Origin of the sequence: Frankia sp. KB5 (genome assembly GCF_002099325.1) — a bacterium.
Classification (GTDB): domain Bacteria; phylum Actinomycetota; class Actinomycetes; order Frankiales; family Frankiaceae; genus Frankia; species Frankia casuarinae.
This window is the reverse complement of the sequence record NZ_MRUJ01000150.1, coordinates 1-22,548: the sequence shown is the minus strand read 5'-3', so window position 1 is coordinate 22,548 and position 22,548 is coordinate 1. Positions and strand designations below refer to the sequence as shown.

At 70.8% G+C, this 22,548-nt stretch carries 13 protein-coding genes and 1 pseudogene; 5 read left to right on the top strand and 9 right to left on the bottom strand.

All coding sequences use genetic code 11. From position 1 onward, the window contains the following. Positions 1–321 precede the first annotated feature (321 nt). Positions 322–1,392 carry a hypothetical protein gene (locus KBI5_RS15365; protein WP_085015621.1) on the top strand — a complete coding sequence of 357 codons (1,071 nt, stop codon included), beginning with the start codon at positions 322–324 and terminating at the stop codon, positions 1,390–1,392. 90 nt (positions 1,393–1,482) lie between these two features. On the opposite strand, the gene KBI5_RS15360 is transcribed toward KBI5_RS15365, so the two are convergent. Beyond that, on the bottom strand, positions 1,483–2,250 hold the full coding sequence (locus KBI5_RS15360) for a TetR/AcrR family transcriptional regulator (protein ID WP_085015620.1): 768 nt from the start codon (positions 2,248–2,250) through the stop codon (positions 1,483–1,485). Positions 2,251–2,359: 109 nt separating this feature from the next. Between KBI5_RS15360 and KBI5_RS15355 the strand changes: the two genes are divergently transcribed. Beyond that, positions 2,360–4,696, top strand: coding sequence for an MMPL family transporter (locus tag KBI5_RS15355; RefSeq protein WP_085015623.1), 2,337 nt, complete (start codon positions 2,360–2,362; stop codon positions 4,694–4,696). On the opposite strand, the gene KBI5_RS15350 is transcribed toward KBI5_RS15355, so the two are convergent. The 6 genes from KBI5_RS15350 to KBI5_RS15325 form a co-directional block, all read right to left on the bottom strand. After that, on the bottom strand, positions 4,656–6,263 hold the full coding sequence (locus KBI5_RS15350; RefSeq protein ID WP_241882936.1) for a glutamine synthetase family protein: 1,608 nt from the start codon (positions 6,261–6,263) through the stop codon (positions 4,656–4,658). The two genes, KBI5_RS15355 and KBI5_RS15350, sit on opposite strands and share 41 nt — an antisense overlap. Positions 6,264–6,274: 11 nt before the next feature. After that, positions 6,275–8,425, bottom strand: a complete 2,151-nt coding sequence (locus KBI5_RS15345) for an IucA/IucC family protein (RefSeq protein WP_085015619.1) — start codon at positions 8,423–8,425, stop codon at positions 6,275–6,277. Continuing rightward, positions 8,422–9,864, bottom strand: coding sequence for a SidA/IucD/PvdA family monooxygenase (locus KBI5_RS15340; RefSeq protein ID WP_035941600.1), 1,443 nt, complete (start codon positions 9,862–9,864; stop codon positions 8,422–8,424). Before KBI5_RS15340 ends, KBI5_RS15345 begins: the two co-directional genes overlap by 4 nt. A 71-nt stretch (positions 9,865–9,935) precedes the next feature. Continuing rightward, the gene (locus KBI5_RS15335; protein WP_085015618.1) at positions 9,936–11,954 is read right to left on the bottom strand and encodes an IucA/IucC family protein; all 2,019 of its coding nucleotides are present in this window, start codon (positions 11,952–11,954) and stop codon (positions 9,936–9,938) included. After that, a complete protein-coding gene (locus tag KBI5_RS15330) occupies positions 11,951–13,615 on the bottom strand; it encodes a pyridoxal-dependent decarboxylase (protein WP_085015617.1) in 1,665 nt (554 codons plus the stop codon). The genes KBI5_RS15335 and KBI5_RS15330 overlap by 4 nt, the downstream gene beginning before the upstream one ends. A 161-nt stretch (positions 13,616–13,776) precedes the next feature. Beyond that, positions 13,777–15,174: a diaminobutyrate--2-oxoglutarate transaminase family protein gene (locus tag KBI5_RS15325; RefSeq protein WP_049761139.1), complete on the bottom strand. Its 1,398-nt coding sequence runs from the start codon at positions 15,172–15,174 to the stop codon at positions 13,777–13,779. 843 nt (positions 15,175–16,017) lie between these two features. Here KBI5_RS15325 and KBI5_RS15320 point away from each other — a divergent pair. Then, positions 16,018–17,436, top strand: coding sequence for a diaminopimelate decarboxylase (locus KBI5_RS15320; RefSeq protein ID WP_085015616.1), 1,419 nt, complete (start codon positions 16,018–16,020; stop codon positions 17,434–17,436). A gap of 372 nt (positions 17,437–17,808) precedes the next feature. Further along, complete coding sequence (locus KBI5_RS15315) at positions 17,809–18,255, top strand: hypothetical protein (RefSeq protein ID WP_085015615.1); 447 nt, start codon at positions 17,809–17,811, stop codon at positions 18,253–18,255. Between the two features lie 246 nt (positions 18,256–18,501). On the opposite strand, the gene KBI5_RS15310 is transcribed toward KBI5_RS15315, so the two are convergent. Further along, on the bottom strand, positions 18,502–19,356 hold the full coding sequence (locus tag KBI5_RS15310; protein ID WP_085015614.1) for an ATP-binding protein: 855 nt from the start codon (positions 19,354–19,356) through the stop codon (positions 18,502–18,504). A gap of 225 nt (positions 19,357–19,581) precedes the next feature. Then, entirely contained in the window at positions 19,582–21,819 is a 2,238-nt protein-coding gene (locus tag KBI5_RS15305; protein ID WP_241882934.1) for a SpoIIE family protein phosphatase, read from the bottom strand. Positions 21,820–22,018: 199 nt separating this feature from the next. Between KBI5_RS15305 and KBI5_RS15300 the strand changes: the two are divergent. Beyond that, positions 22,019–22,548, top strand: a pseudogene (locus KBI5_RS15300) (hybrid sensor histidine kinase/response regulator); the annotation flags it as partial.

Sequence of the window (22,548 nt, the reverse complement as noted above, 5' to 3'; positions counted from 1 at the left end):
CTCGAGAAAGATGGGGAGTGACGGACACGGTCGTAAGACCGATACTTTGACGCTCCAGCACCTGCATGTGGCGGACCGATCGTTCCCGGGTGGTCGAGAGGCGGAAGCGGTGAACCGGAACACGCGGGGAGGTACCGGCTACGACTCGGGCGGATGAGGCGTTGTGAACGGAGGTACGCAATCATGCGGTCCGGGGTGGCCGGGGGATTCCCTACCCAGCCCGTCTGATACCGCCGGCAATGCCGCACCAGATCCCCATCTGGACGTCATCACCGGTACGGGCTGTCCGTACCGAAGAAAGGTCACGAGAGAGGGGCGTCCGTGCGAACGCTCGAACCCACCAGCCTCGACCTCGACTCAATCGAGGTCGACAAACTCGCCAAGGGCATCACTCTGAGTCTGCTCATCCCGGCCCGTGGCCCGGAGGCGGCTCGAACTCTCGGCGACATCATCGCACTCAACCGGCAACGCTGGATGCAGGAGCGTAGCGTGCTGGACGAGATCGGCGTGGTTGTCGACCCGTCGTCGGACGGGGACGAACATGGCCTGATGCGCATCGCGACCGACGCGGGCGCCAGCTGGGTCGTGCGTGGGGAGTCGGTCCTGCAGCGTCACGCGGGCCGAGAGGCCACCACGACCGGCGGCAAGGCGGGTGCGATGCGTAGTCTCGCCTATCTTGCGTTCGGGAGTCGGCTCATCTTCCATGACGCCGATCTGGAAAGCTATGATCCATATACAGTGGGTGTCCTGGCTGCCGCCGCGACTGMCGATAACGCCCCGCTTTTCGTCAACGGAAGTTCGCGTAGAGTGACTGGCGACGGGCAGCCCGGGGGGCGAACCACCGAGATGCTGCGGTCGCTGTTGTCGAAACAGCTCGCCAGGTATGTGCCGTCCATCACTCGGACAATCCAGCCGCTGATCGGGGAGTTCGTCATCGACGCGGACGTCTTCGCGGCGCTGGCGTTCTCGCGGGGGTACGGCGTCGAGACGTCACTGAAGGTTCTGGCTCTCGATCTGCTCGACTACTCCGATAGTCTCCAGGTCGAACTACCGATCAAGTATCAGGTCGGCCAGCACTACCACAGCCTGGTCAAACAGTTCCATGAGATTAGTTTCACAATCGATGTCCTGGAGGCGTACTTTCAGCGTCGGCGGGTCGACCCGCACGTCGCCATCTGGCAGATCGCCGACAACTACGACCTGCTTTTCCCGGGTCGTACGTATGCGTTGCACCGGCCGCCGGGCTACGACGACACCGACTTCGTTCCGCGGCTCGGCTTCTACCAGCCGTTGGCCACGGCACCGGCTTATCAGGCGCGGTTGCCGGAGATCAAGAGTACCCGTCGGGTCGCGCTCGACGCACTGGGGCGGCGAATGCGGACCTCGGCCTGACCGTCCGGCGGCCGGTCGCCGGGCAGCTGAACCGCTGCCCGGCGACCACCGGACCGTCAATCACCGGACCGACTGGCCGGCACCGGGTGGTCACTTCGCGACCGGTCGGCCGGCCGGCGGGACGGGCATCACCGTGGCGAGGTTGTACCCGCCTCGCCACACGCGGATGATCGCGTCCGCCATCTGCCGGTCGAACAGTTCGTCGATGTCGTCAAGGGCGGGGGGGAGGTGCCCGAACATCTCCAAGGAGATGAAGCCGTGCAACTGGGTCCAGACGGCCAGGCACACGGCGAGTCCGGCGGCGTCGATCGCGACGTCGTGGTCGCGTCCCCAGGCTTGCAGGCTGGCGCRCATCGGCGGGGTGAGCTGGGCGTCCACCGCGGCGGTGTCGATCATGCCGGCCCCGGTCGACTCGCTCATGCAGCGGAACAGCACCGCGACCGCGCGGTGCAGCTGTGTGATCATCCGGTCGTTGGTCGACGTGGCACAGGGAATGCCGGGACCGAAGATCAGTCCGTATTCCGTCGGGTGGTCCAGGGCCCAGCGGCGCTGCGCGCGGGCGACCTGGAGCCAGCGTCGTAGGTGGTCATGCGGATCGGCCGCGTCGAAGGCCGCCTCCAGGGCCTCCGCCAGCKAGGCGAACCCGTCCGCGACCAGTTCGGCCAGCAGGATCTCCCGGCTGTCCACGTAGCGGTACAGGGCCGATGGGGCCATGCCCATCACCCGGGCGACCCCCCGTAGGGAGAGCGCAGCCGGGCCACGCTCGGCCAGCTGGGCGCGCGCGGTCTGTTTGATCTCGTCGAGAGTGGCCTGCCGCAGTCGTTCGCGACGGGGAACCGGACTGCTCACCACGGTCATGGTGGGTCTCGACGAGAACGCTGTCAACTTTGYGAACGGATGCGTCTTGACACGAGCAGCGATCGCGAACACTGTTCTCTTCAGCATCGCCTGCTCTTCGGAGGGTTCCGTGTTTACTCCGCTCGTGGCGCTCGTGACGCGCCGCCCGCGTCTGGTCCTCGTCCTTACGCTCCTCGTGCTGCTCGGCGCCGGTGGGCTCGCGGGCGGTGCCTTCGRCAAACTCCAGACGGGGGGGTTCGACGATCCAGCGTCGGACTCCTCCCGAGCCGAGGACGTCCTGGACGCCCGCTTCCACGGCCGCCCGAACCTCCTCCTGTTGGTGACCGCCCGGGCGGGCGATGTCGACGACGCGGCGGTCGTCGCCGCGGGGAAGGAGGTTGCGGCCGATCTCGCCGCCCAGGCCGGGGCGAGGGACGTCGTGTCCTACTGGACGGGGGGCGGTCCGGCGCTGCGCTCGCGGGACGGTCGGCAGGCGCTCGTCGTCGCCAGTGTCCAGGACGATGACCAGGCCGCCGACATCGTTGATCATTATGGGTCGTGGGCGGACGCGCCGGGGGCGGTGACGGTCCGACCGGGTGGGGCCGCGACGGTCGGGGAGGACATCAGCGGACACGTCTCGGCCGACCTCGCCGCCGCCGAGTCGTTCGCCATTCCCATCACGTTGGCGTTGCTGGTCATCGCGTTCGCGGGCGTGGTCGCYGCCCTGCTGCCGCTGGGTATCGGGCTGCTCGGCATGCTGGGTGGCTTCGCCGCGCTTTCGGTGATCGGTGAGCTTACCGACGTGTCGATCTTCGCGGTGAACCTGGCGACGGCCCTCGGCCTGGGGCTGGGCATCGACTACTCGTTGCTGATGGTCAGCCGGTTCCGGGAGGAACTGGCGGCGGGTCGGGACCGCGCCACCGCGGTGGAGGGGACGGTCCGCTCGGCCGGCCGGACGATCCTGTTCAGTGGGGCGACGGTGATCGTGGCATTGGCCGTGATGCTCGTCTTCCCGCCGTTCTTCCTGAAGTCGATGAGCTACGCCGGGATCTCGGTGACCCTCGTCGCGATGCTGGCCGCCGTCGTGGCCCTGCCGGCGCTGCTGATGGTGCTCGGCGAGCGGGTCAACGCCTGGGGGATCGGCGGTCTGCTCGGGCTCGTGCGGCGTCGCCGCGCCGGTCGTGCCCGGGGCGGCGAGGCGATCGGGCCCGCGGGCGCGGCGGGGTCGGCGCCGGTCGGGTCGGCGCCGGTCGTGGTGCGGGAGGCGGCCGACTCGCCGTTCTGGCGTCAGGTCGCCGGCACCGTGATGYGCCACCCCGTGCTCACCGGCCTGCCGGTGATCGCGGTTCTGCTCGTCCTCGGGGCGCCCTTTCTGCACGTGAACTTCGGCACCCCGGACGACCGGGTGCTGAAGCCGGGCTCGGCRGACAGCCGGATCGTCGGTGACGCCCTGCGGGGCGCGTTCGCCGCCGACATCGGCGGCGCGCTCGACGTCGTCGTCCAAGCCACCGGGCCGGGCATGATCGACCGGTCCGCGCTCGCCTCCTACGCGACCGCGCTGTCCGAACTGCCGGACGTGGCCCGGGTCGACAGCGCCCTCGGGTCCCACATCGACGGGCGCCGGGTCRTACCGCCCGGTCCGGCCAGCCGCCGGTTCGCGATCGCCGGAGCGGATTCCCTCCAGGTCGTACCTGCGGTGGACTATGCGTCGGACCATGCGCAGGCCCTCGTCCGGGCCGCGCGTGCGGTGCCGGCGCCCGTGGGGACCAGCGTGCTGATCGGTGGCGCATCCGCCGTCCTGGTAGACGGCAAGACCACGATCGCCGACCGTCTCCCGGTCGCCCTCGGGCTGATCGCRCTGGCGACCTTCGTGCTGCTGTTCCTGTTCACCGGCAGCGTGCTGCTACCGGTGAAGGCCATCGTGCTCAACGGGCTGGCGATGTGCGCCGTGTTCGGCGCCTCAGTGTGGATCTTCAGTGACGGCCACCTGTCCGGGTTCCTCGACTTCACCCCAGGCCCGCTGGACACCTCCATGCCGGTCCTGCTCTTCTGTATCGCCTTCGGGCTCTCGATGGACTACGAGGTCTTCCTGCTCTCCCGGATCAAGGAGGCGCACGACGCCGGCGCGCCCAACACCGAGGCGGTCGCCACCGGGCTCGCCCGGGTCGGGCGGATCGTCAGCACCGCCGCCGCGCTGCTCGCCGTCACCTTCGTCGCGTTCGGTACCTCGTCGGTCCGGTTCATCCAGATGTTCGGGATCGCCACCGCGCTCGCGATCGTGCTCGATGCCACCCTCATCCGCGGGGTGCTGGTCCCCGCCTTCATGCGGGTGGCCGGCGACTACAACTGGTGGGCCCCTGGCCCCTTGCGGACTTTGTATCGGCGGTTCGGACTACGCGAATACTCCGTCCCGGAGCAGGGCGGGGTCAGAACCGTTCAAAGCCGCGCCGGCGCTCCCAGTCGGTGACGGTCCGCTCGTAGCCGGCGAGCTCGACTTCGGCCGCATGGGCCAGATGGGCGACGACCCGATCACCGAAGGCGGCCCGGGCCACCGCACTGGCGCGCCATCGGTCCACCGCCTCCCGCAACGTCGCGGGCAGCCGTGGCACGTCCGGCATGGTGAAGGCGTTGCCCACCCGTCCGGGTTCGAGCGGGAGACGGTGCTCGATGCCGTAACGGCCGGCCGCGATCATCCCGGCGACGGCGAGGTAGGGATTCGCGTCACCGCCCGGCACCCGATGTTCGACGCGCAGGCCCGGCCCGTCGCCGACCACCCGTATGGCGCAGGTCCGGTTGTCCCGTCCCCAGCTGACTCCGGTCGGAGCGAATGAGCCCGGTGCCAGGCGCTTGTACGAGTTCACGTTGGGCGCGTACAGCAACGCGAAATCGGCCATGCAGGCGAGCTGCCCGGCCACGAACGAGCACATCAGCGCGGACATCCCGGCGATGTCGTCGCGAGAGCCGGGGGGTGGGAAACCGGGGGGTGCGATGCCCGGTGGGGCCAAGCCGGGGTGCCGGACGAGCGCCCCCTCACCTTCGGGGGACGGCGCGAACACACACGCCCCGTCCGTCCCGCGCAGGGACAGATGAACATGGCAGGAGTTCCCCTCGCCCTCGTCGTACTTCGCCATGAAGGTCAGGGCCTGCCCGCCCGCCGCGGCGATTTTCTTGGCGGCGGTCTTGTAGAGGGTGTGGTTGTCGCAGGCCTGCATCGCATCGGCATACCGGAACACGATCTCGAACTGTCCCGGATGGACCTCCCCGCGCGCGGACTCGACCGCCACCCCGATGCCGGCCATCGCCCGCCGGAGGCGTCGGACCAGATCGTCCAGGCCTTCCGTGCCGGAAAGCGCGTAGTCGATGTTGTAACGGCTGGMCGGGGTGAGATCGGTATAGGAGCGCCGCGCAGCTCGACGGTAGGACTCGCGGAAGACCAGGAACTCCAGCTCCGTCCCGGCGAAGGCGGTCAGACCGGAGGCTGYGAGCGCGTCGAGCTGTCGACGCAGCACGGCACGGGGAGCGACGCCCACCGGGGACCCGTCCGGCCAGAACGCGTCCGCGAACACCACCGCGTCGGACGGATGCCAGGGTGCGCGGCGCAACGTGGTGAGGTCGGGCTGGAGCCGTAGATCACCGAAGCCGTCGTACCAGGGCGAGTGGGGGTAGCCTCCGTCGGTCTTCATGTCGACGTCGACGGCGTGCAGGTAGGTGCAGGCGCCGAGGCCATCGGYGAGCACCGGTCCGGTGAAGTGCTCCGGGGACACGGCGCTGCCGACGAGCCGGCCCTGCAGGTCGACGGTGGCGACGATGATCTCCTCGACCGGTTCGGCTCCGGCCAGCAGGTCACGCAGCACTCCCCGGCCGGCCGCGTTCTCCCCGAGCGCCTGATCGGACGATGACCCGGGGCCGATCGGGCGGGGCTGGACCCGCGGTGCGGGCCGCCCGATCGGCTCAGGTGGCTCAAGCGGGTCCGGGGGGTCGGGACGGGCCGGAACCTGGGCCGATGGCGGGGTCGGAACCGGCGACGATGTCATGCGTTCTCCGTTCATGCCGTAGGCGGCGCCGGTTCCGTCGGGGCTGCCGGTCGCGCCGGGCCCGTCGTGAGGGTGGACACATCGTGCAGTGGGTTCGCGACCTCGCCGTGTATCAGGTCGAAGCCTCCGTCCCGGTCGGCGCGATCGTGGAACCCGGCGCCCGCGAACTGCTCGCGGTTCAGGCAGACCCGACCGAACGCCGGCCCGAGGAGATCGATCGAGGCGAACCRCTCCCGCAGGGCCGGGAACCTCGCGTGGTACTGGTCGACCGTCGCCCGCACGAGCCGCCAGAACTGGTTCTCGTCCACATCGAGATGATCCGCCACGAGCACCGCGAAGAAGCGGAAGTGCCCGGCGAACACCGCCGAGAGCAGGGAGTGGGCCAGGACCGGGCCGGGCCACCGCCGGCAGTGCTCGACCGCCTCCGGTGGCATCCCCCGCCGCTCGGGGAACTCGCCGGACACCAGTTCGATGTCCGCGCCGAAGTCCTTCACGGCTATGCGGCGGGGCATCTCCTCGGCATCGAAGATGCACAGGACGTTCTCGCCGTGCGGCGTGAAGGCCACGCCGTACCGGTACAGGTAGTGCAGCAGCGGCGGCAGGAGAGCGGCGAACAGCGCGGCGAGCCAGTCGTGCGCCTGCCGGCCCGAGCGGGCCACGAGCTCGGCGACGACTGCCCGACCGTCGGAGCCGACCGCCAGCAGGGACGCGAGGCTGCGCGCCCGCTCCCCGCCGTCGAGAAACCGCTCCACCGGATCACGCCAGAGCACGCCGAGTAGTTCGTGGAGGYGGTAGGGCGCGTCGGGGACGGCGTCGTAGGCCGGGTGCCGGACGGTGGCGCCGGCGACCTCCGGAAGCGGGAGAACCCGGGTCACGTCGCGCAGGAAGGGATCCGCGTCGCGAAGCCCGAGCAGCCAGCTCGACATCGCCGGCCCGGCGATGGCATCAGCCGCCGACATCCCTCGCCACACCAGCGTGTTACGGATCATCAGCGCGAGCTTGACGTTCCGCCGGTCCGGCCGGTCGACGTTGGCGAGGGTGCGCACCGCCTGCAGGGGCAGGTACCGGTCCGGTGCTTCGCCCAGCGGTACCAGCAGGCCGGTGGCGATCTCGGCCGCATAGAGCGGCACGATTACGTTCTCCCACTGCCACGGGTGGACGGGTAGCCAGACATAGTCGGCGATCGTCGTACCGGCGGGTGGTCCGGCGGGTGGGGCGGAGAGGGGCGCGGGGCCCGGCCGGCGTGGCTCGTCCGGCAGGGCGCCGCGGAGCACATCGGTGAAGTGGGCGCGGGTCTGCTCGTCGAGTTCCGTGGTGAGCAGGTCGGGCACGGTCGGCGCGCCCTGGCCAGAAAGGTCGATGGCCTTGGGGGCGATGGCGCTGTACCGCCCGATCGCGCGGTGTGCGGCCACCCATCGCAGTCGGAAGGGCCGGCGCGCCTCGGGGGCGTAGACGGCCGCGGCCGCGCCGAAACCGAGCCGTCCCTTGTTCGCGACGAGACAGGGATGGCCGGTCTGGTACCCATCGAGCGCGACGAACGGCAGATCGRCGAGATCCACCGCGGGAATCGCCGTTCCGAGCAGATGATGATCGGCTGCCTGGGTGGCGAGCAGATCGCGTACCACGTCGGCGAGGACCGGATCGGACCAGCCGAGCAGGACCTGCATGTCCTGGAGAAAGCGGATCGGGTCGTCCGCCGGTGCGGTGCCCGGAACGGTCGGTGCGGTGCCCGGTTCGGGGGGGCTGCCGTCCGGGCCGGGCGGCGTAACCGAGCGGGTCAGCGTGGCGGCATCGATCCACCAGGACCCGAATGTGCCACGTCGGGCGGTGAAAGCGTATGTGACGCCCCCGGCTCGGAGCCGGTAACCCTGGATGGGACCCCGTCCGATCGGGGGGTGCCTGCGCCCGTCCGGGGTCACGCCGCGCACCGCGGGATCGCTCGTCCGTGCCGGTGCAGTGGGTGGCGGCCCGCCCGGGGAGCCCGCCGGCCCGGCCGCGGCATCCRCTGGCTCGTCGGGTTGCGGACTGAGTAGCTCCTCGTAGGCCATTTCGGCGATGAGCTTGGCCAGCAGGGCACGGCCGGCCTGCCGCCATCGGTCCGCCGACCCGGTCCGCCCCGGGGACGGTGCCGCGGGCGGTGGCGCGGACCATGACGTGGTCAACGCCCGGCCGTCCCGGCCGTCTTGGTCGGGGCCGGATCGCGCGGCCGTACGCGCCGCTCGCCTAAGGCCTGGCCGTTCCCGTCAGGCTGGCCCGACCGGGTGGGGACCCCGAAGGTCGTGAACGCCGACGGCGACGGCAGCCGGTAGGCGTCGCCGCCGGTCAGGTCGTCGAGGATGACCGCGGCGCGCCAGGCACCGAGGCCGAGGTCGGGCGTCACGACGCCGTGCGTGTGCAGCTCCGCGTTCTGGACGTAGACACGGCCGGTCAGACCGGCGTCGGTCGCCACCCGGTACCGGGCGTCGACGCGGAAGCGGCCCCTGTCGTCGACGTCGATCAGTCCGGCCATGGGATCGAGCAGGGTCGGCCGGCGGGCGGCGTATCCGGTCGCAAGCACCACCGCGTCGGTGTGGACGGGAAAGGCGCGGTTCTGATCGCGGTGGCGGCAGCCGAGAGTGATCTCACCGCCCCGGTCCCGCTGCGAGGCCGTCTCCACGACGACGCCCGGCAGCAGCGTCGCCGCCACGTCCGCCCCGCCGATCGTCCGTTCGTACAGCAGGTCGTAGATCTCCGCGATGGTGTCCGCGTCGATCCCCTTGTAGAGCTGCCACTGAGCCGGAACGAGCGTGTCCTTGGTCGTCTGCTCCAGACCGTGGAAATAGCGGACGAAGTCGGGGGTGAACTGTTCGAGGCCGAGTTTGGAGTACTCCATCGGTGCGAAGGCGGGGGTGCGGGTGATCCAGGTCAGCTGATGGCCGGTCACCGGTTGTGCGCGGAGCAGATCCGCGAACACCTCCGCCCCGGACTGTCCGGAGCCGACCACCGTGACCCGGGAAAGCCCCGCCAGCGCGGAACGYCGCTGCTGGTACTCGGCCGCATGGAAGGCCCGCCCGTTCGGCATCCCCGCGAAGGCCAGCGGCATGATCGGTTCGGTTCCGATCCCGAGGACCAGGTGCCGAGCGGTCACCACCCGTGTCGGGGACGCGCCGGACTGCCCTGCCTGATCGGACCGGTGGGGCTGGACGATCGTCACTTGGAACAGGCGGGTGTCGGGATCCCAGCGGACCGCCTCGACACGGGTGCCGAAGTGGGTGGAGTCGAGACCGTCGGCGACCCACCGGCAGTAGTCGTCATACTCCCGGCGGGGGATGTGGAACCGTTCGTAGAGATAGAAGCGGAAGAGCCGGTCATGCTCGCGCAGGTACGCCAGGAAGGACCATCTGCTGGTCGGGTCGATCAGGGTGACGAGATCGGCGAGGAACGGCACCTGCAGGGTCGTACCTTCCAACAGCAGGCCGGGATGCCAGCTGAAGGCCGGCGCCTGGTCGAAGAAGACGGCCCGCAGGCCGGGCAGCCCGTCGGCCAGGGCCGCAAGCGACAGGTTGAACGGCCCCAACCCGACCCCGACCACGTCGTAGGGCGGTTCGCCCCCCGCCGGCAGACCCGCGAACGCCGATCCGTCGTCGACGGTACGCGGGCGCTCGCCGCGAGCTGTGGACGGGGCGCGGAAGGTCACGAGGCCTCCAGGAGCGGGTTGGGGATCGGCACGTACACCGACTGAGTGGCCACCGGTCCGACCAGTTCGTCCCGCCCGTCCACGCAGGTGCGCAGGTTGGCCTTGCATGGCAGGGTGGGGGAGTCGAGCAGCCTGGTGATCAGTGCTCGGCGAGCGGCGGGTGGTCGCAGCCCCCGCCCGCGTGGGCCATCCTCGTCCAGCCGATGGAGCAGGCCACGCACCCGCCCGAGCAGGCGGCGCTCGTCCGCGACACCCGCGACCCCGAGCGCGCCGGCGAGGGCGAAGACGTTGTTCACGAATAGGTAGTAGATGGTCCTCTCGGCCACCAGCGCGTCATCGAAGATCGCGTTGAGCCCGGTACCGAAGCCGGGCAGCAGCTGCTGCACCTCCGCCGTGGCGGAGGTGGCCACGTAGTAGCCCTGGCTGTCGCGGTACCAGCCGGCGATCGGCCAGCCCGCCGCGTCCAGGGTGACCAGGGTGTTCTGCAGGTGGGCCTCGACGCCGATCCCGAAATGCAGGTAGAGGTCCACCACCGGGGCGGCTACCACGGTCAGGTAACGGTCGAACCAGGCGTCGGTCAGCGTCGGGAGGGGATCGCTCAGCGAGCCAGCCAGCGTCGTGAGGATCCGGGGAAGCATCGCCGTCCGGGCCCGGCCACGGCTGTCCGTGGTCCGCTCGGGCCTGGGCGCGATGAGTGCCGCGGCGCACACCACCCGGTCGACTGACCCGAACGGATTGACCCGGACGGCGGTCTCCAGCCCGACGCCGTYCTCGTCGCGCCCTCCGTCGCGCCGCTCGCCGGACCCGATCCGCAGCGGTGTTGCGGGGCCGGTTCGGGGCCGACCCTCCCCTCCCGGTCGGGTGACGGCCACCCAACCGGGCTCCCCGATGAGGCGGAAGTTCGGATGTCGGGCGGCGAGCGCCGCGCCGAGACCGGCGTCGATCAGCCTCGCGGYCATCGCGCCGAGCCGCAGCTCGTCGAGCTGCAGCACCCGGCGCGAGTTGGTGATCCGCATCCCCAGCGAGAGCTTGAGCATCACCGGGATCTCCGGCCGCCAGACGGTACGCAGCGACGAGGTGGGATACCACCGGTGCCCGGACACCCCGAGGTCGATCAGGCGGCCGTCCGCAAGCAGCTCGGCGACCGGTTCCCGCCTGCTGACCTCGTCCGCCTGCCAGGGATGCGCGGGTACCACGACGTAACCGGCGGGAATGTCCGGGCGATCGCGTCCGCCGGTCCGAGGGGACCCCGTGAGCCCGGGTGGGCCATGTCGGTCTGGTCCGGAACCGGACGCGGCCGAGAGGTCGGACTTCGGCTCCTCGGCCCCAGCGTCTTCCCTGGCCAGATCCGCCAGCAGCCGGATCAGGCCCCGGCCGTTCGTGCCGAGGGCCTGGTCCCGCCCTCCGGAGCGGGTCGTCGTACTGCCCGAGACGGTCACCACGGAGGGATGGGCTGCGAACCAGTGCAGCGCAAAGGACCCGCCGACTTCCGGAGAGTAGGTGGCCAGTGCCTCCGGCGAAGCCCCCTGGCGACTCTTGGCCGCCGGATGGAACGGATGACCGGTGATCAGGGCCTGCTCCGCGGCGAGGAACGGGGGGATGGTGGCCGGGTCCGGCCCGGGACCGCGGGCCGCGAGGCAGCTCGCGATCCAGCCGGCGGAATCGATGATCCTTCCCAGCGCCTGGGCGCCGAGGGCCGGCGGTAGCCCATCCCGCGTGACGACCTCTCGGACGAGCAGCGCGGCGAGCAGGCCCGCGTCCACCGGGGCTGGTTCGCGGGCCGCGCAAACCAGGCGTGGTGGTCCGAACCCGTGCCATCCGGCCGGGGAGTGGTGCGTCAACGTCGCCCGAACGGACAGGCCGGATGCGGGTAGGTCGATGCCGAGCGTCCGGGCGTCTGCCGGTAACCGGACGCCTGTCTCCCGCACCCAGCACCGCAGCAGAGTCTCCGTGACGATCTCGTCCGCGATGGTCGCGTCCGCGATGGCCTCGGACTGCGGTCGATCGCCGGTCACGACCGCCGCCGGGCCCTGGTGGAACCACCGGCGGCAAGGACGTCCCCGGTCTCGGCGATCAGCCCGAGCAGCGCGTCGACGTCCGCCGTGGTGGCGTCGGGATTGAGCAGAGTCAGCTTCAGGAAGACCGCGTGACGGGGACCGAGTTGGGTGCGCCCCACGACGGCCCGGCCGGCGACGAGCAGTTCCCGGCGCAGCCGGGCGTTGATCCGGTCCACCCGGTCGGGGGAGGGCGGGCCCGCGGGGCCGGATGCGGTGGGGCCGGACGCGGTCGGATCCGAGATGGCCTGTGGCGGCCGGTAGCGGAAGACGAGGGTGCTGAGTGTTACCGGGAAGGCGAGTTCGAGACGGGGGTCGGCGCGCACCGTCCGTGCCGCGTGCTGCGCGAGATCATGGCAGGCATCCACCCGGGCGCCGAGACCGTCGCGGCCGAGGGCCCGAAGGGTGACCGCGATGGGGAAGGCGTCCGCGCGGCGGGTGGTCCGCAGCGACCGGCCCAGCAGGCTGGTGAAGCCGGCCGCCTCGTCATCCTCCGGGTTGAGGTACTCCGCCCGTGTCGCGAGGCTGGCCCAGCCGTCGTCGCGGGCGGTGAGGAAGACCCCGGCCGGCGCCGGCTGCCAGCCGAGTTTGTGCAGATCCAGTGCGACCGAATCTGCGAGGTCGAGTCCGTCCAGCAGGCCGGCCAGCCGCTCGGACAGCAACGCGCCGCCGCCGTGGGCGGCGTCCACGTGAAACCAGCAGGCCGCCCTGCCGGACCTTGCCTCCATGCCCGATGGCCTGCTCGGGTCCTGYGACCCACCTAACCGGAGGCGATGTTCCTCGACCACCGCGGCGATCTGCCGAAGCGGGTCGACCGCGCCCGCATCGGTGGTACCAGCGGTGGCCACGACGATGGCCGGCCCGGCGTGCGCGGCCAGGGCGTGACGGAGCGCCTCGACGCGCATCCGGTGCCGGTCGTCGGTCTCGATGACCAGCACCGGAGGCGCGTCGATCGCGAGCAGGGACGCCGCCCGATCAATCGAGAAGTGTGCCGCCGCCRAACGGAACACCCGAGGTGCCGGCCGGTCCGCTCCTCGGTGCCCGGGGCCTCCTTGGTGCCCGGCATCGTGACCTGGGGCGGCCGGGCCCAAAGCGTCTTGCCCGGTCGGGCCACGGCGGGCCGCGTCCCGACCGAGGAACAGGCCCATCAGGTTCGATTCGGTCCCACCGGTGGTGATCGTGCCGGTGGCCCGGTCCGGATCGAAGCCGACCAGTGCGGCCAGGGTCGCGACGACCTCGGTCTCGATCGTCGTGGCCGCGGGAGCCTGGTCCCAGGAGTCCAGGGACGGATTGAGGGCGCTCACGGCGAGGTCGGCGGCGACCGCGACCGCCAGCGGAGGGCAGTGCAAATGGGCGGCGCACCACGGGTCCGCCGGGTCCGCGGAACCGGCGGCCAGGGCTTCGACCAGGCCGGTCAGCGCGGCCGACGGGCCGATTCCGGTCCTCGGTAGCAGGGTCCCTGTACTGTCCGGGGGGGCCGGATCGGCCGGGGCCGGATCGGCCGGAGTCAGACCGAGGGCAGCTCTGGTCATGGCGCGCACCACCGGTGGACCACCGGCGGGCAGCGGGCCGCCGCGGATCCGGCGGCCATCGTCGAGGGCGGCCAACGCGAGATCGACCATCGGCCGTAGCCCCGGGAGGATGGGGATCTCCCGCCTCCGTGGACCGTCCGTGGACCCCCCGTTCCTCCGCCCCCGTTCCTCCGCCGACGTGGGCTTTCCGGCTGGTGCGGACTCTCCGGCCGGCGCGGTGGCGACAGGTGTGTCAGGGCTGCGCGGGGGGATCATCCGGCGGATCCGAACCGGACGTGGGCCTGATCGGCGGGTGGGTGTCCCAAAGCCGCGTGGACGGAGAGCCTGCGGACGGCGGCATCGATGGCGTCGGCGAGGATCGCGAGGACGCGATCGCCCTCCTCATCGCTGAGGATCAGCGGTGGCAACAGCCGGACGACCGCGCCGTGCCGCCCACCGAGCTCGATGATCAGGCCGCGGCGCAGACATTCGGCACGTACCAGACCGGCGAGTCTCGCGTCGGCGGGATGCGCGCCGACGAGGTCCGGGGCTGCGGTCGGATCGACCATCTCGGCGCCGAGCATCAGCCCGCGGCCGCGTACGTCGCCCACCTGCGGCCGGTTCCGGGCGATCTCTGCCAGGCCGGTGAGTAGGCGCGTGCCGAGTCGGGCGGCGCGTTCGTCGAGACGGTCCTCTCGCACCAGGCGCAGCGTGGCATGGCCCGCGGCCATCGCCAGCTGGTTTCCACGGAAGGTGCCGGTATGTGCCCCGGGCGCCCAGGTGTCCAGCTCAGACCGGTAGGCGATGACGGCCAGTGGCAGCCCGCCGCCGATCGCCTTGGACATGACGATGATGTCGGGGGTGATGCCGCTGTGCTGCGCGGCCCAGTACTTCCCGGTGCGACCGACTCCCGTCTGGACCTCGTCCAGGATCAGTGGGATGCCGCGGCGACGGGTGATCTCGCGGATGGCGCGGAGCCAGCCGTCAGGAGCGGGAACCACCCCGCCCTCACCCTGAACCGGTTCTACGATCAGTGCCGCCGGCCTGACTACCCCTCCGGCCGGGTCATCGAGGAGACGTTCGATGTAGCGGGCGGACAACTCGGCACCGTCCGGACCGGGGGCGCGACCGGACCCCACCCCGAACGGGCACCGGTAGGGGAAGGGGAACGGCAGCCGTACGACGGATGTCGATGGCGGCAGAGGATCTTTGACGGCGACGTTCCCGGTCACGGCCAGGGCACCCGCCGTCATTCCGTGGTATCCACCGGTGAACGCGAGGATGGTCTGGTTGCCCGTCACCGTCTGCGCGAGCTTGATGGCCGCCTCGACCGCGTCGGCGCCGCTCGGGCCGCAGAAGTGCAACTTCACATCGCTCCCCATGCCGGCCGGCAGGCAGCCACGGAGTTCGTCGGTGAAGGCGTCCTTCTCGGGGGTGGCGAGGTCGAGCGTGTGCAACGGGGCGCCTCGGGCAAGCATCGATGTGATCGCCTCGGTTACCACCGGATGGTTGTGTCCCAGCGCGAGCGTTCCGGCGCCGGCCAGGCAGTCCAGGTAGCGGCGGCCATCCGCGCCGAGAACCATGGTTCCGGACGCCCGGACAGGCACGATCGGGAGGGTCCGCGCATAGGTCCGTGCCGCCGATTCGCGCTGACGCTGACGCGCGAGGATCGTGGCCGGGTTCGCGGCGTCCGTGGGTGCGGACCTGGGACCCGTGGTGGGGGCTGCAGGCGTGGACCTGGCGGCGACGGGGGTCGTGGTCGGGGGGGTCGTGGTCGGGGGGGTCGTGGTCGCAGGGGGCGTCGTCGTGGCTCTCGTGGTTACGGAAGGCACGGTCGCGGGGGGCGCCGTGCGGCCGGCTGAGCCGCCGGCGGCGTCACGAGCGGAAACCGTCATCGCGGGCGACTCCCTTTCGCGCAGGCTGATTGAGGGAAGCCTAACTTAAGCCAGTCGCACCATGGTTGCTCCGCGCAAGGTTATGGTGGTGCCAAGCAGACGTGGTGGTCTCTTCATAGTCCGTCCGGGGGAGTCGGGTTGCGGCAGAAACATCGGCCTCAGGCTGTGGTGTTTGCGGCATGTCCACTACACGCCCGTTGATCAGAATCAGACAACCGGTTATGGCGGTGACGAACGTCCCGCGACCGTCCGGCGGCACGGAAGCCGGATGCGGTCCGTGTGATGTATCAGGCACCGTTTGCGGATCCGATCCGTGTTTCGTCGCCCCACCATCGGGCTAACCGACAGCGTCGGGTCCAGGTGGAGACCACCCATCCGAGACCACTGTCTGGACCACCCTTCTGGACCATGCGTCCGCACTCGACAGCCCGCGCCACACGCCATCGCTCCTGTGCGCCTGGCGGCAGTGCGCCTGGCGGCAGTGCGCCTGGCGGCAGTGCGCCTGGCGGCAGAGGGGATTGTCCTGTCCCTGGCGAGGGACGCGGCTGAGCTCGGACAACTGATGGAGTCTCGGACGACTGATGGAGTGACGACTGATTGGAGTGAGGAGTCGATCTGGTGGACCTGCCGCCCTCGGCCGCGCCGCTGCGCGCCCTGCCCGCCGAAAGCCTCCCCCGTCCGGTGTTGACCGCGGTGCGTGCCTGGCCGGCCGGCGCCGGAGAGGTCAGCGCCTACTTTTACGACCCGGCGGCGGCCGCGCGGAACGCCGCGGCGCTGCGGGCCTGCCTGCCCATGTGGGCGGAGGTCTGCTACGCGGTCAAGGCCAACAGCTTTCCGCCGATACTCGACGCCCTGTTGCGTGGGACCGGTCCGGACATCCCTCGGTCGGGGCGGGAACGGAGTGACTCCAGCCCGGGCGCCACCCCGACCGACGCCAGGAGCGACGCCAGGACCGGCGCCAGCGGTCGGGGCATCGACGGTTTCGAGGTCTCCTCCGCGCACGAGGTGCGCCTGGCGCAGGCAGCGTACGGCCGGGTCGACTCCGCCCGACGTCCCCGCCTGGTCGCATCCGGACCGGGAAAGTCGATGACCCTGCTTACCGCGCTGGTCTCGGCCGACGTCGACGTCGTCAACGTCGAGAGCTTCGGCGAACTGCGCCGCCTGGACGCCGTCGCGGCCCGGCTCGGCCGTCGGGTGCGGGCGGCGGTGCGCGTCAACCCGGCCCAGGTAGGCCTGGCAGGCTCCCTCCAAATGGGCGGTCGGCCGAGTGCGTTTGGCATCCCCGAAAYGGAGGTCCCCGCCGCGCTCGAACTCGCGGCGGATCTGGCCCATATCGACGTCGTCGGATTCCATGTCCACGCAGTGTCCGGCAATCTCGATGCCGCCGCCCATCTGGGCTACGTCCGGTGGTGTCTCGATTTCGCCGTCCGGACGGCTGCCGTGGCCGGGATCGAGCTGCGGATGGTCGACGTGGGCGGTGGATTCGGGGTTCCGTTCGAACCGGACCGGCGCGGTGACCGGCCCTTTGACCTAATCCGATTTGGTGAGGGACTAAGTTCGCTGCCGGTGCCGGACGGAACTCGGGTAATCTTCGAGCCGGGGCGGATGCTGGTGGCCGACTCCGGCTGGTACGCCGCCGAGGTGATCGACGTCAAACATTCCTACGGGACGGAATTCGTGATTCTGCGTGGCGGAATTCATCATTTCGCGCTGCCGACATCGTGGGAGATCGTCCATAACTTCGCCGTCGTGGAGAGATCGGGCCGGAACGGTGGGCCGGAGCCGGAGCACACGCGGGAGGCGGTGGTCGAAGGTCGTCCGGTGACGGTGGTCGGGGAGCTGTGCACGCCGGAGGACACCCTCGCCCGTGACATCACGGTCGATCGGGTGCGGCCGGGTGACGTCGTCGTCTTCCCCATGGCGGGTGCGTACGGCTACGAGTTCGCACTGCCGGATTTCCTCGGCCACCCCCGGGCCCGGCGCATCGAGCTTCGGGGAACACGGCATGCTCCGTTCCCCACCGATCGGTCGAGCTGATCGGATACCCGGGAGAGGAATGTTCCTTCAGCACCAGGTAGCACCAGGTTCAAGCTCATCGCTCCAGCCGCCATGGCAGTTATTTCTGACATTCTAGACAATATTACTCCAAGTCGCATTTTTCGGGTTATTGACAATCTGTTGATGGGGCGATACGCAGTGTTTATCGACCTGGCGCCCAAACGGGACATTTCGGACGGCGGGGGCCGATGTGTCGTGGTTCTGGCCCGTTCGGCTGGTCAAAATTAGGACTTCTGTCACAATGAATAGATAACTAGCAATCTATAGTGGCATTCCTATCAGATCAGCCGTGACTGCCGATCGGGAGTCACATCAGGACACGGCCGGGAGTATCGATCKGGGAGAAGACCCATGTTTTCGTACCTACATCGTCTCAGGACCATCAGCGTGCTCGGCGCGGCGACCCTTGTCGGCGGGCTRCTCGGCGGCGGTGRCTACGCCTACGCGCAGAGYGGTTTCACCGGCAACCCCTGGGTGTTCCGGGCGACCAACCAGAGCGCTGAGGGGCTTCGTATCCAGTCGACGGGCGGGCCCAACGGCCAGCTGTTCATCGTCTACGACCATCTGAACCAACCCATCTTCGCCGTCAACAAGGCCGGCGGCGCCGGCGTGTTCGGGGACAACTTCAACGTCCACCAGGGCAACGACATCCTGCATCCCTGGGTGCGGATCAGCGTCACCGATCCGCAGCCCGCCGACTGCGTGACCACGGGCCAGCTCGTCATCGGGGGCTCGACCGGTTCGGGTGGCCGCATCTGGCGGTGCGTCGTCGGGCAGGGATGGACGTCCGTCGTCTGACGGGACGTGGCCCGCGGCGGGGCGAGGCCCGCTTGGACGATCGTGACGTCACGCGGCGTCACGATTCAGTGCCGCATTGCTTTTCAAGTAGCGCACGCCCTTTTGTAACCGGCGTCACAGAACCTCTGCGCTGACCCGCTGACCCGCTGACCCGCTGAGYCGCTGAGCCGCTGATCGGGTGATTCGCCAACCATGCCGGACCCATCCGCTGCGGGGGAGGGCCGGGCGGGGAATGACGTGACGGCGTCAGGGGCCGTTGGTGATGATCGTGACGGCCGCCTCGGCGTCGTTTGGCCGGGCCGCCTCCCAACCCGCGCGTGCCGCTCCGGTGCGGCCTGATCCGGCACGGTCCGATCCCGGCCGCCTCGACAGGACCGGGAAGGGGGACATCCCGAAGGCGGACGACAGCAGGGCCGATGCGGAGGCGGCCGGGGGACGTGGCGCGGGACGGATCGGTGGGGAGTACCGGGCGGCCGGGGCAGAGCGGGTCACAGTGGTGGGTTCGGTGGGTTCGGTGGGTTCGGTAGGTTCGGTGGGTTCGGCGGGTGACGACCCGTCGGCGGACGACGGCCCCTCGGGCAGCGAGGAGCTCCCGGCGCCCGGGGAGGCCGCGCCGTCGGCTTCGGGGACGGAGGCGGACCGCCGACCCACCACCGGCGCCGGCGGAACCGGCACGGGCAGGTCGAACCACAGGTACTTCCCTGACTCGACCGCCACCGTCCCCCAGCTGCCCGCCAACGTGTCGAGAACCAGCAGGCCGCGACCGCCCTCGGCGTCCGGCGCGACCTCACGCCGCTGCGGCAGAACCGTCGAGGTGTCCGACACGGACGCGTGGATCAGACCGGGCCRTATCTCGATAAGCAGCCACAGCGGCGRCTGCCCGTATTTGACCGCGTTCGTCACGAGCTCGCTGACGAGCAGCTCGGCGGTGCCGCGCAGGTCCTCGGGAAGGTCCGCCAGCCGGATGCCCTCGCGGAGCACCCTGCGGGCCTGCGGGACGGCGGAGGGCAGATAGGGGAGCTCGGCGAGTATGTGGGTTGCGGGTGGGCAACTGGACGTTGCCTGCCGTACCACATCCATCGGGACCGAAGACGCGCTCATCGACCACCAAGCCTGTGCGAGGATATCGAGGTGGCTCTACCCACTGGGTGGGGATTGAAGCCTCTGTTTCCGGATCGCACCTCTTGAGGCTATGTCGATCTGGCATCCGGTGCGGTGCCGGTGGCGCCTCCTTTCCGTGGGCCTTCGTGCCCGCGGGGCCCGGGGGGACGCCCGCGGGCGTAGCGGAGGCGCCTCGGAGGTACCCCGAAGCGTCCATCATGCCGGTCAGCCGGGCACGCGCGCCACGAGGATCGCGACATCGTCGCGCAGGTTGCCGCCGGCAAACCRCTCGGCGGCGGCCAGGACGCGATCCGCGATCCCCTGCGCTGACAGGCCTGCGCATCCCCCGATCGCGTCGAGGAGCCGGTCCTCGCCGAGCAGCTTCCCGCCATTGCGGGCCTCGATGACCCCGTCGGTGTAGAAGACCAGTGACTCGCCCGGGCGCAGGACGATCTCGAACCCCGGAAACGAGACCTCGTCGTCGTCGAGGACGCCGAGCAGGGTTCCCGGGCGACCGACGAGCGAGGCGCGCCCGTCGGCGTGCAGCACCACCGGCTGGGGATGGCCGGCGAGGAACAGCCGCAGTCGGATCCTGGTGCTGGTGCTGGTGCTGGTGCTGGTGCTGGTGCTGGTGCTGGTGCTGGTGCTGGTGCTGGTGCTGGTGTCGGTGTCGGTGTCGGCGGGCTCGCCCTCCGCGGGTCCGCCGGCCGGCGCCATGATCGTGGCGGCGGCCAGGGTGCAGAACCGACTCTGCCCGTTCGGATGAGACGACGCGGCGTCGCGCAGGGTCCGGTTCAACTCGAGCAGCACCTCGCCGAGCTCCGTACCCCGGCCCGTCAGCAGCCGCAGGACGGCGCGGGCCACCCCGGTCACGGTGGCGGCCTCTGCACCCTTGCCACAGACGTCGCCGATGGCGATCGTCCAGCCGAGCGGACCCCACAGCAGGTCGAAGAAGTCGCCGCCGACGTCGAGACCCGCCGACTGCGCGGCGCCGTAGGCGGAACCGAGATCCAGTCCCTCGATCATCGGCAGCTCCGGTGGGCGCAGACCCGCCTGGAGCGTGCCGGCCAGTTCCACCTGCCGGCTGTAGAGCCGGGCGTTGTCGACCGCGAAGGCGGCCCGGCGCGCGAGGTCGGCGAGCAGATCGATCTCGTCCGCGGCGAAGGCGTTGCCCTCGGGGCGGCCGAGCGCGAGCACCCCGAGTACCCGCCGCCGGGCCCGCAGCACCATCACGAGCGCCGGTCCGCCGAGCGCGGTCAGTGAACGCACTCGGTCTCCGCTCGCGGAGCGCACCGCCGCCATCAACGGGCCGTCCGGGTCGACCGCGGCAGCGGTGAGGGCGCCCGCCGCGTTCTCCTCCGCGTGTGCCGCCGCCCACAGGGCGGGATCGGCGTTCTCCCGGTGCAGGTACACCGCGCACCACTGGGCCAGCCGCGGGACCGGCAACCGCGCGAGCAGCGCCAGCGAGCGGCTCAGGTCCAGGCTGCCCGCCAGCAGATCGGACGCCTCGGCGAGGAAGGACAGCATCCCGATGCGGCGCTCCTCGGCGCGTCGCATGTCGCCGCCGCCGAGGGCCAGGGCCATCCATCGGGTCGTCAGGCGGATGCGTTCCAGGTCCAGCCCGGCCGCCGCGGCGGCATCCATCCGGCGGACGTCGCCGGGGACACCCACTCCGCCCGAATCGCTGGTGCCGCCCGAACCACTCGGGCGGCCGCCGGCCGCCGGCCAGAGCAGCAGTTCGCCGAGGCTCTCCTGCGTCGGATCCAGCGGGAACAAGAGCGCCTCGGTAACCGGGCCGACGGCCCCGAGCGTGGCCACGGTCTCCGACCGGCCGCCGTCGCGCCCGGGACGCCGCACCAGCCCGGCGGTGACCGCGAGCGCGTCCACCAGCTGCGCGAGCAGCTCACTGACCTCGCCCTCGGCGGTGAGGGCACGGGCGGTGTCCCGGGCTATCAGCCGGACCGGACGCGGCGCCGGTACCACGGGGGCCGGTACCGGGCGGGGCGCGGGACAGGTCACAGCCACAGCGGGACTGGTCACAGCAGCGGTGGGCGAGCCGTCGCCGGCGGTTTCCAGGCGGAACCAGACGGTCTTGCCACCGCGGCCGTGCTCGGTCCCCCAGCTCGTCGCGAGCGCGTCGACGAGGGCGAGGCCGCGGCCGTCCTCGCGCAGCCCGTCGATGCCGAAGTCAGCGTCCTCGACCTTCTTTACCCGGGCCATGCCGATGCGGACCGGATGCCGGTCGGTGACCCCGACCCGCACGCCGTCACCGTCCGCGCGCACCTCCACGGTGGCCGAGGTGCCCGCGTGCACGACGACATTGGTGACCAGCTCGGTGACGAGCAGAAGCGCGGAGTCCAGCAGGTCGTCGTCCAGCTGCCCGTGCAACGCCTCGAGCAGGAAGYGCCGGGCGGCCCGGGGGGAGTCGGGCGTCGGTGGCAACGCGATGGCGCGCGCCGGCATCGTCCCACCCCCTGCTGCGCCATACATGTACTCAGTCTCTCCTGCGTTGTCCATCGTGAGRCGGATACTGGCGGCTGGTGTCACCTGTCCACCGACGCCGCCCCACGCCGGTGCCCGTGGGAGACCGCCCTTGACCCGGGCCCTCCGCCCGGCCCGGGACCCGAGACGATCGTGTCGACTGAGCTCAGGTAGGAGACCAATGAGCCCCGCATACGACCCGCAACCCTCGGCTCGTCATGATCTGGATGCACCAGGCGGTGACGCTACCGCGACCATCGTGCCCCATGCATCCCTTCCCGTGGACGACACTCGGGCGTCGCGGGCCGCCGCCGACGAGCTGATCGCGGATCTCCTGCACGGGCTGACCCGCCTGTGCGAGGGCGACTTCTCGACCCGCCTCGCGGCGCGGGACGGCTACGCCGGTGACGTGGTGCGCAAGTTCGACGAGCTGGCCRCCATCCAGGAGCGCCACGCGCGTGAGCTGGCCCGGGTCAGTAAGGTGATCCGCCGTGACGGTCGGCTCACCCTGCGGATGGAGGACCTGGGCAACCCCGGCGGCTGGTCCGACATGACGCAGGCGGTGAACTCCCTCATCGACGACCTGGCCCGGCCGACCCACGAGGTGGCGCGGGTCATAGCGGCGGTGGCCGAGGGGGACCTGTCCCAGCACATGGCGTTGGAGATCGCCGGCCAGCCGGTGCGCGGGGAGTTCCTGCGGATCGGCACCAC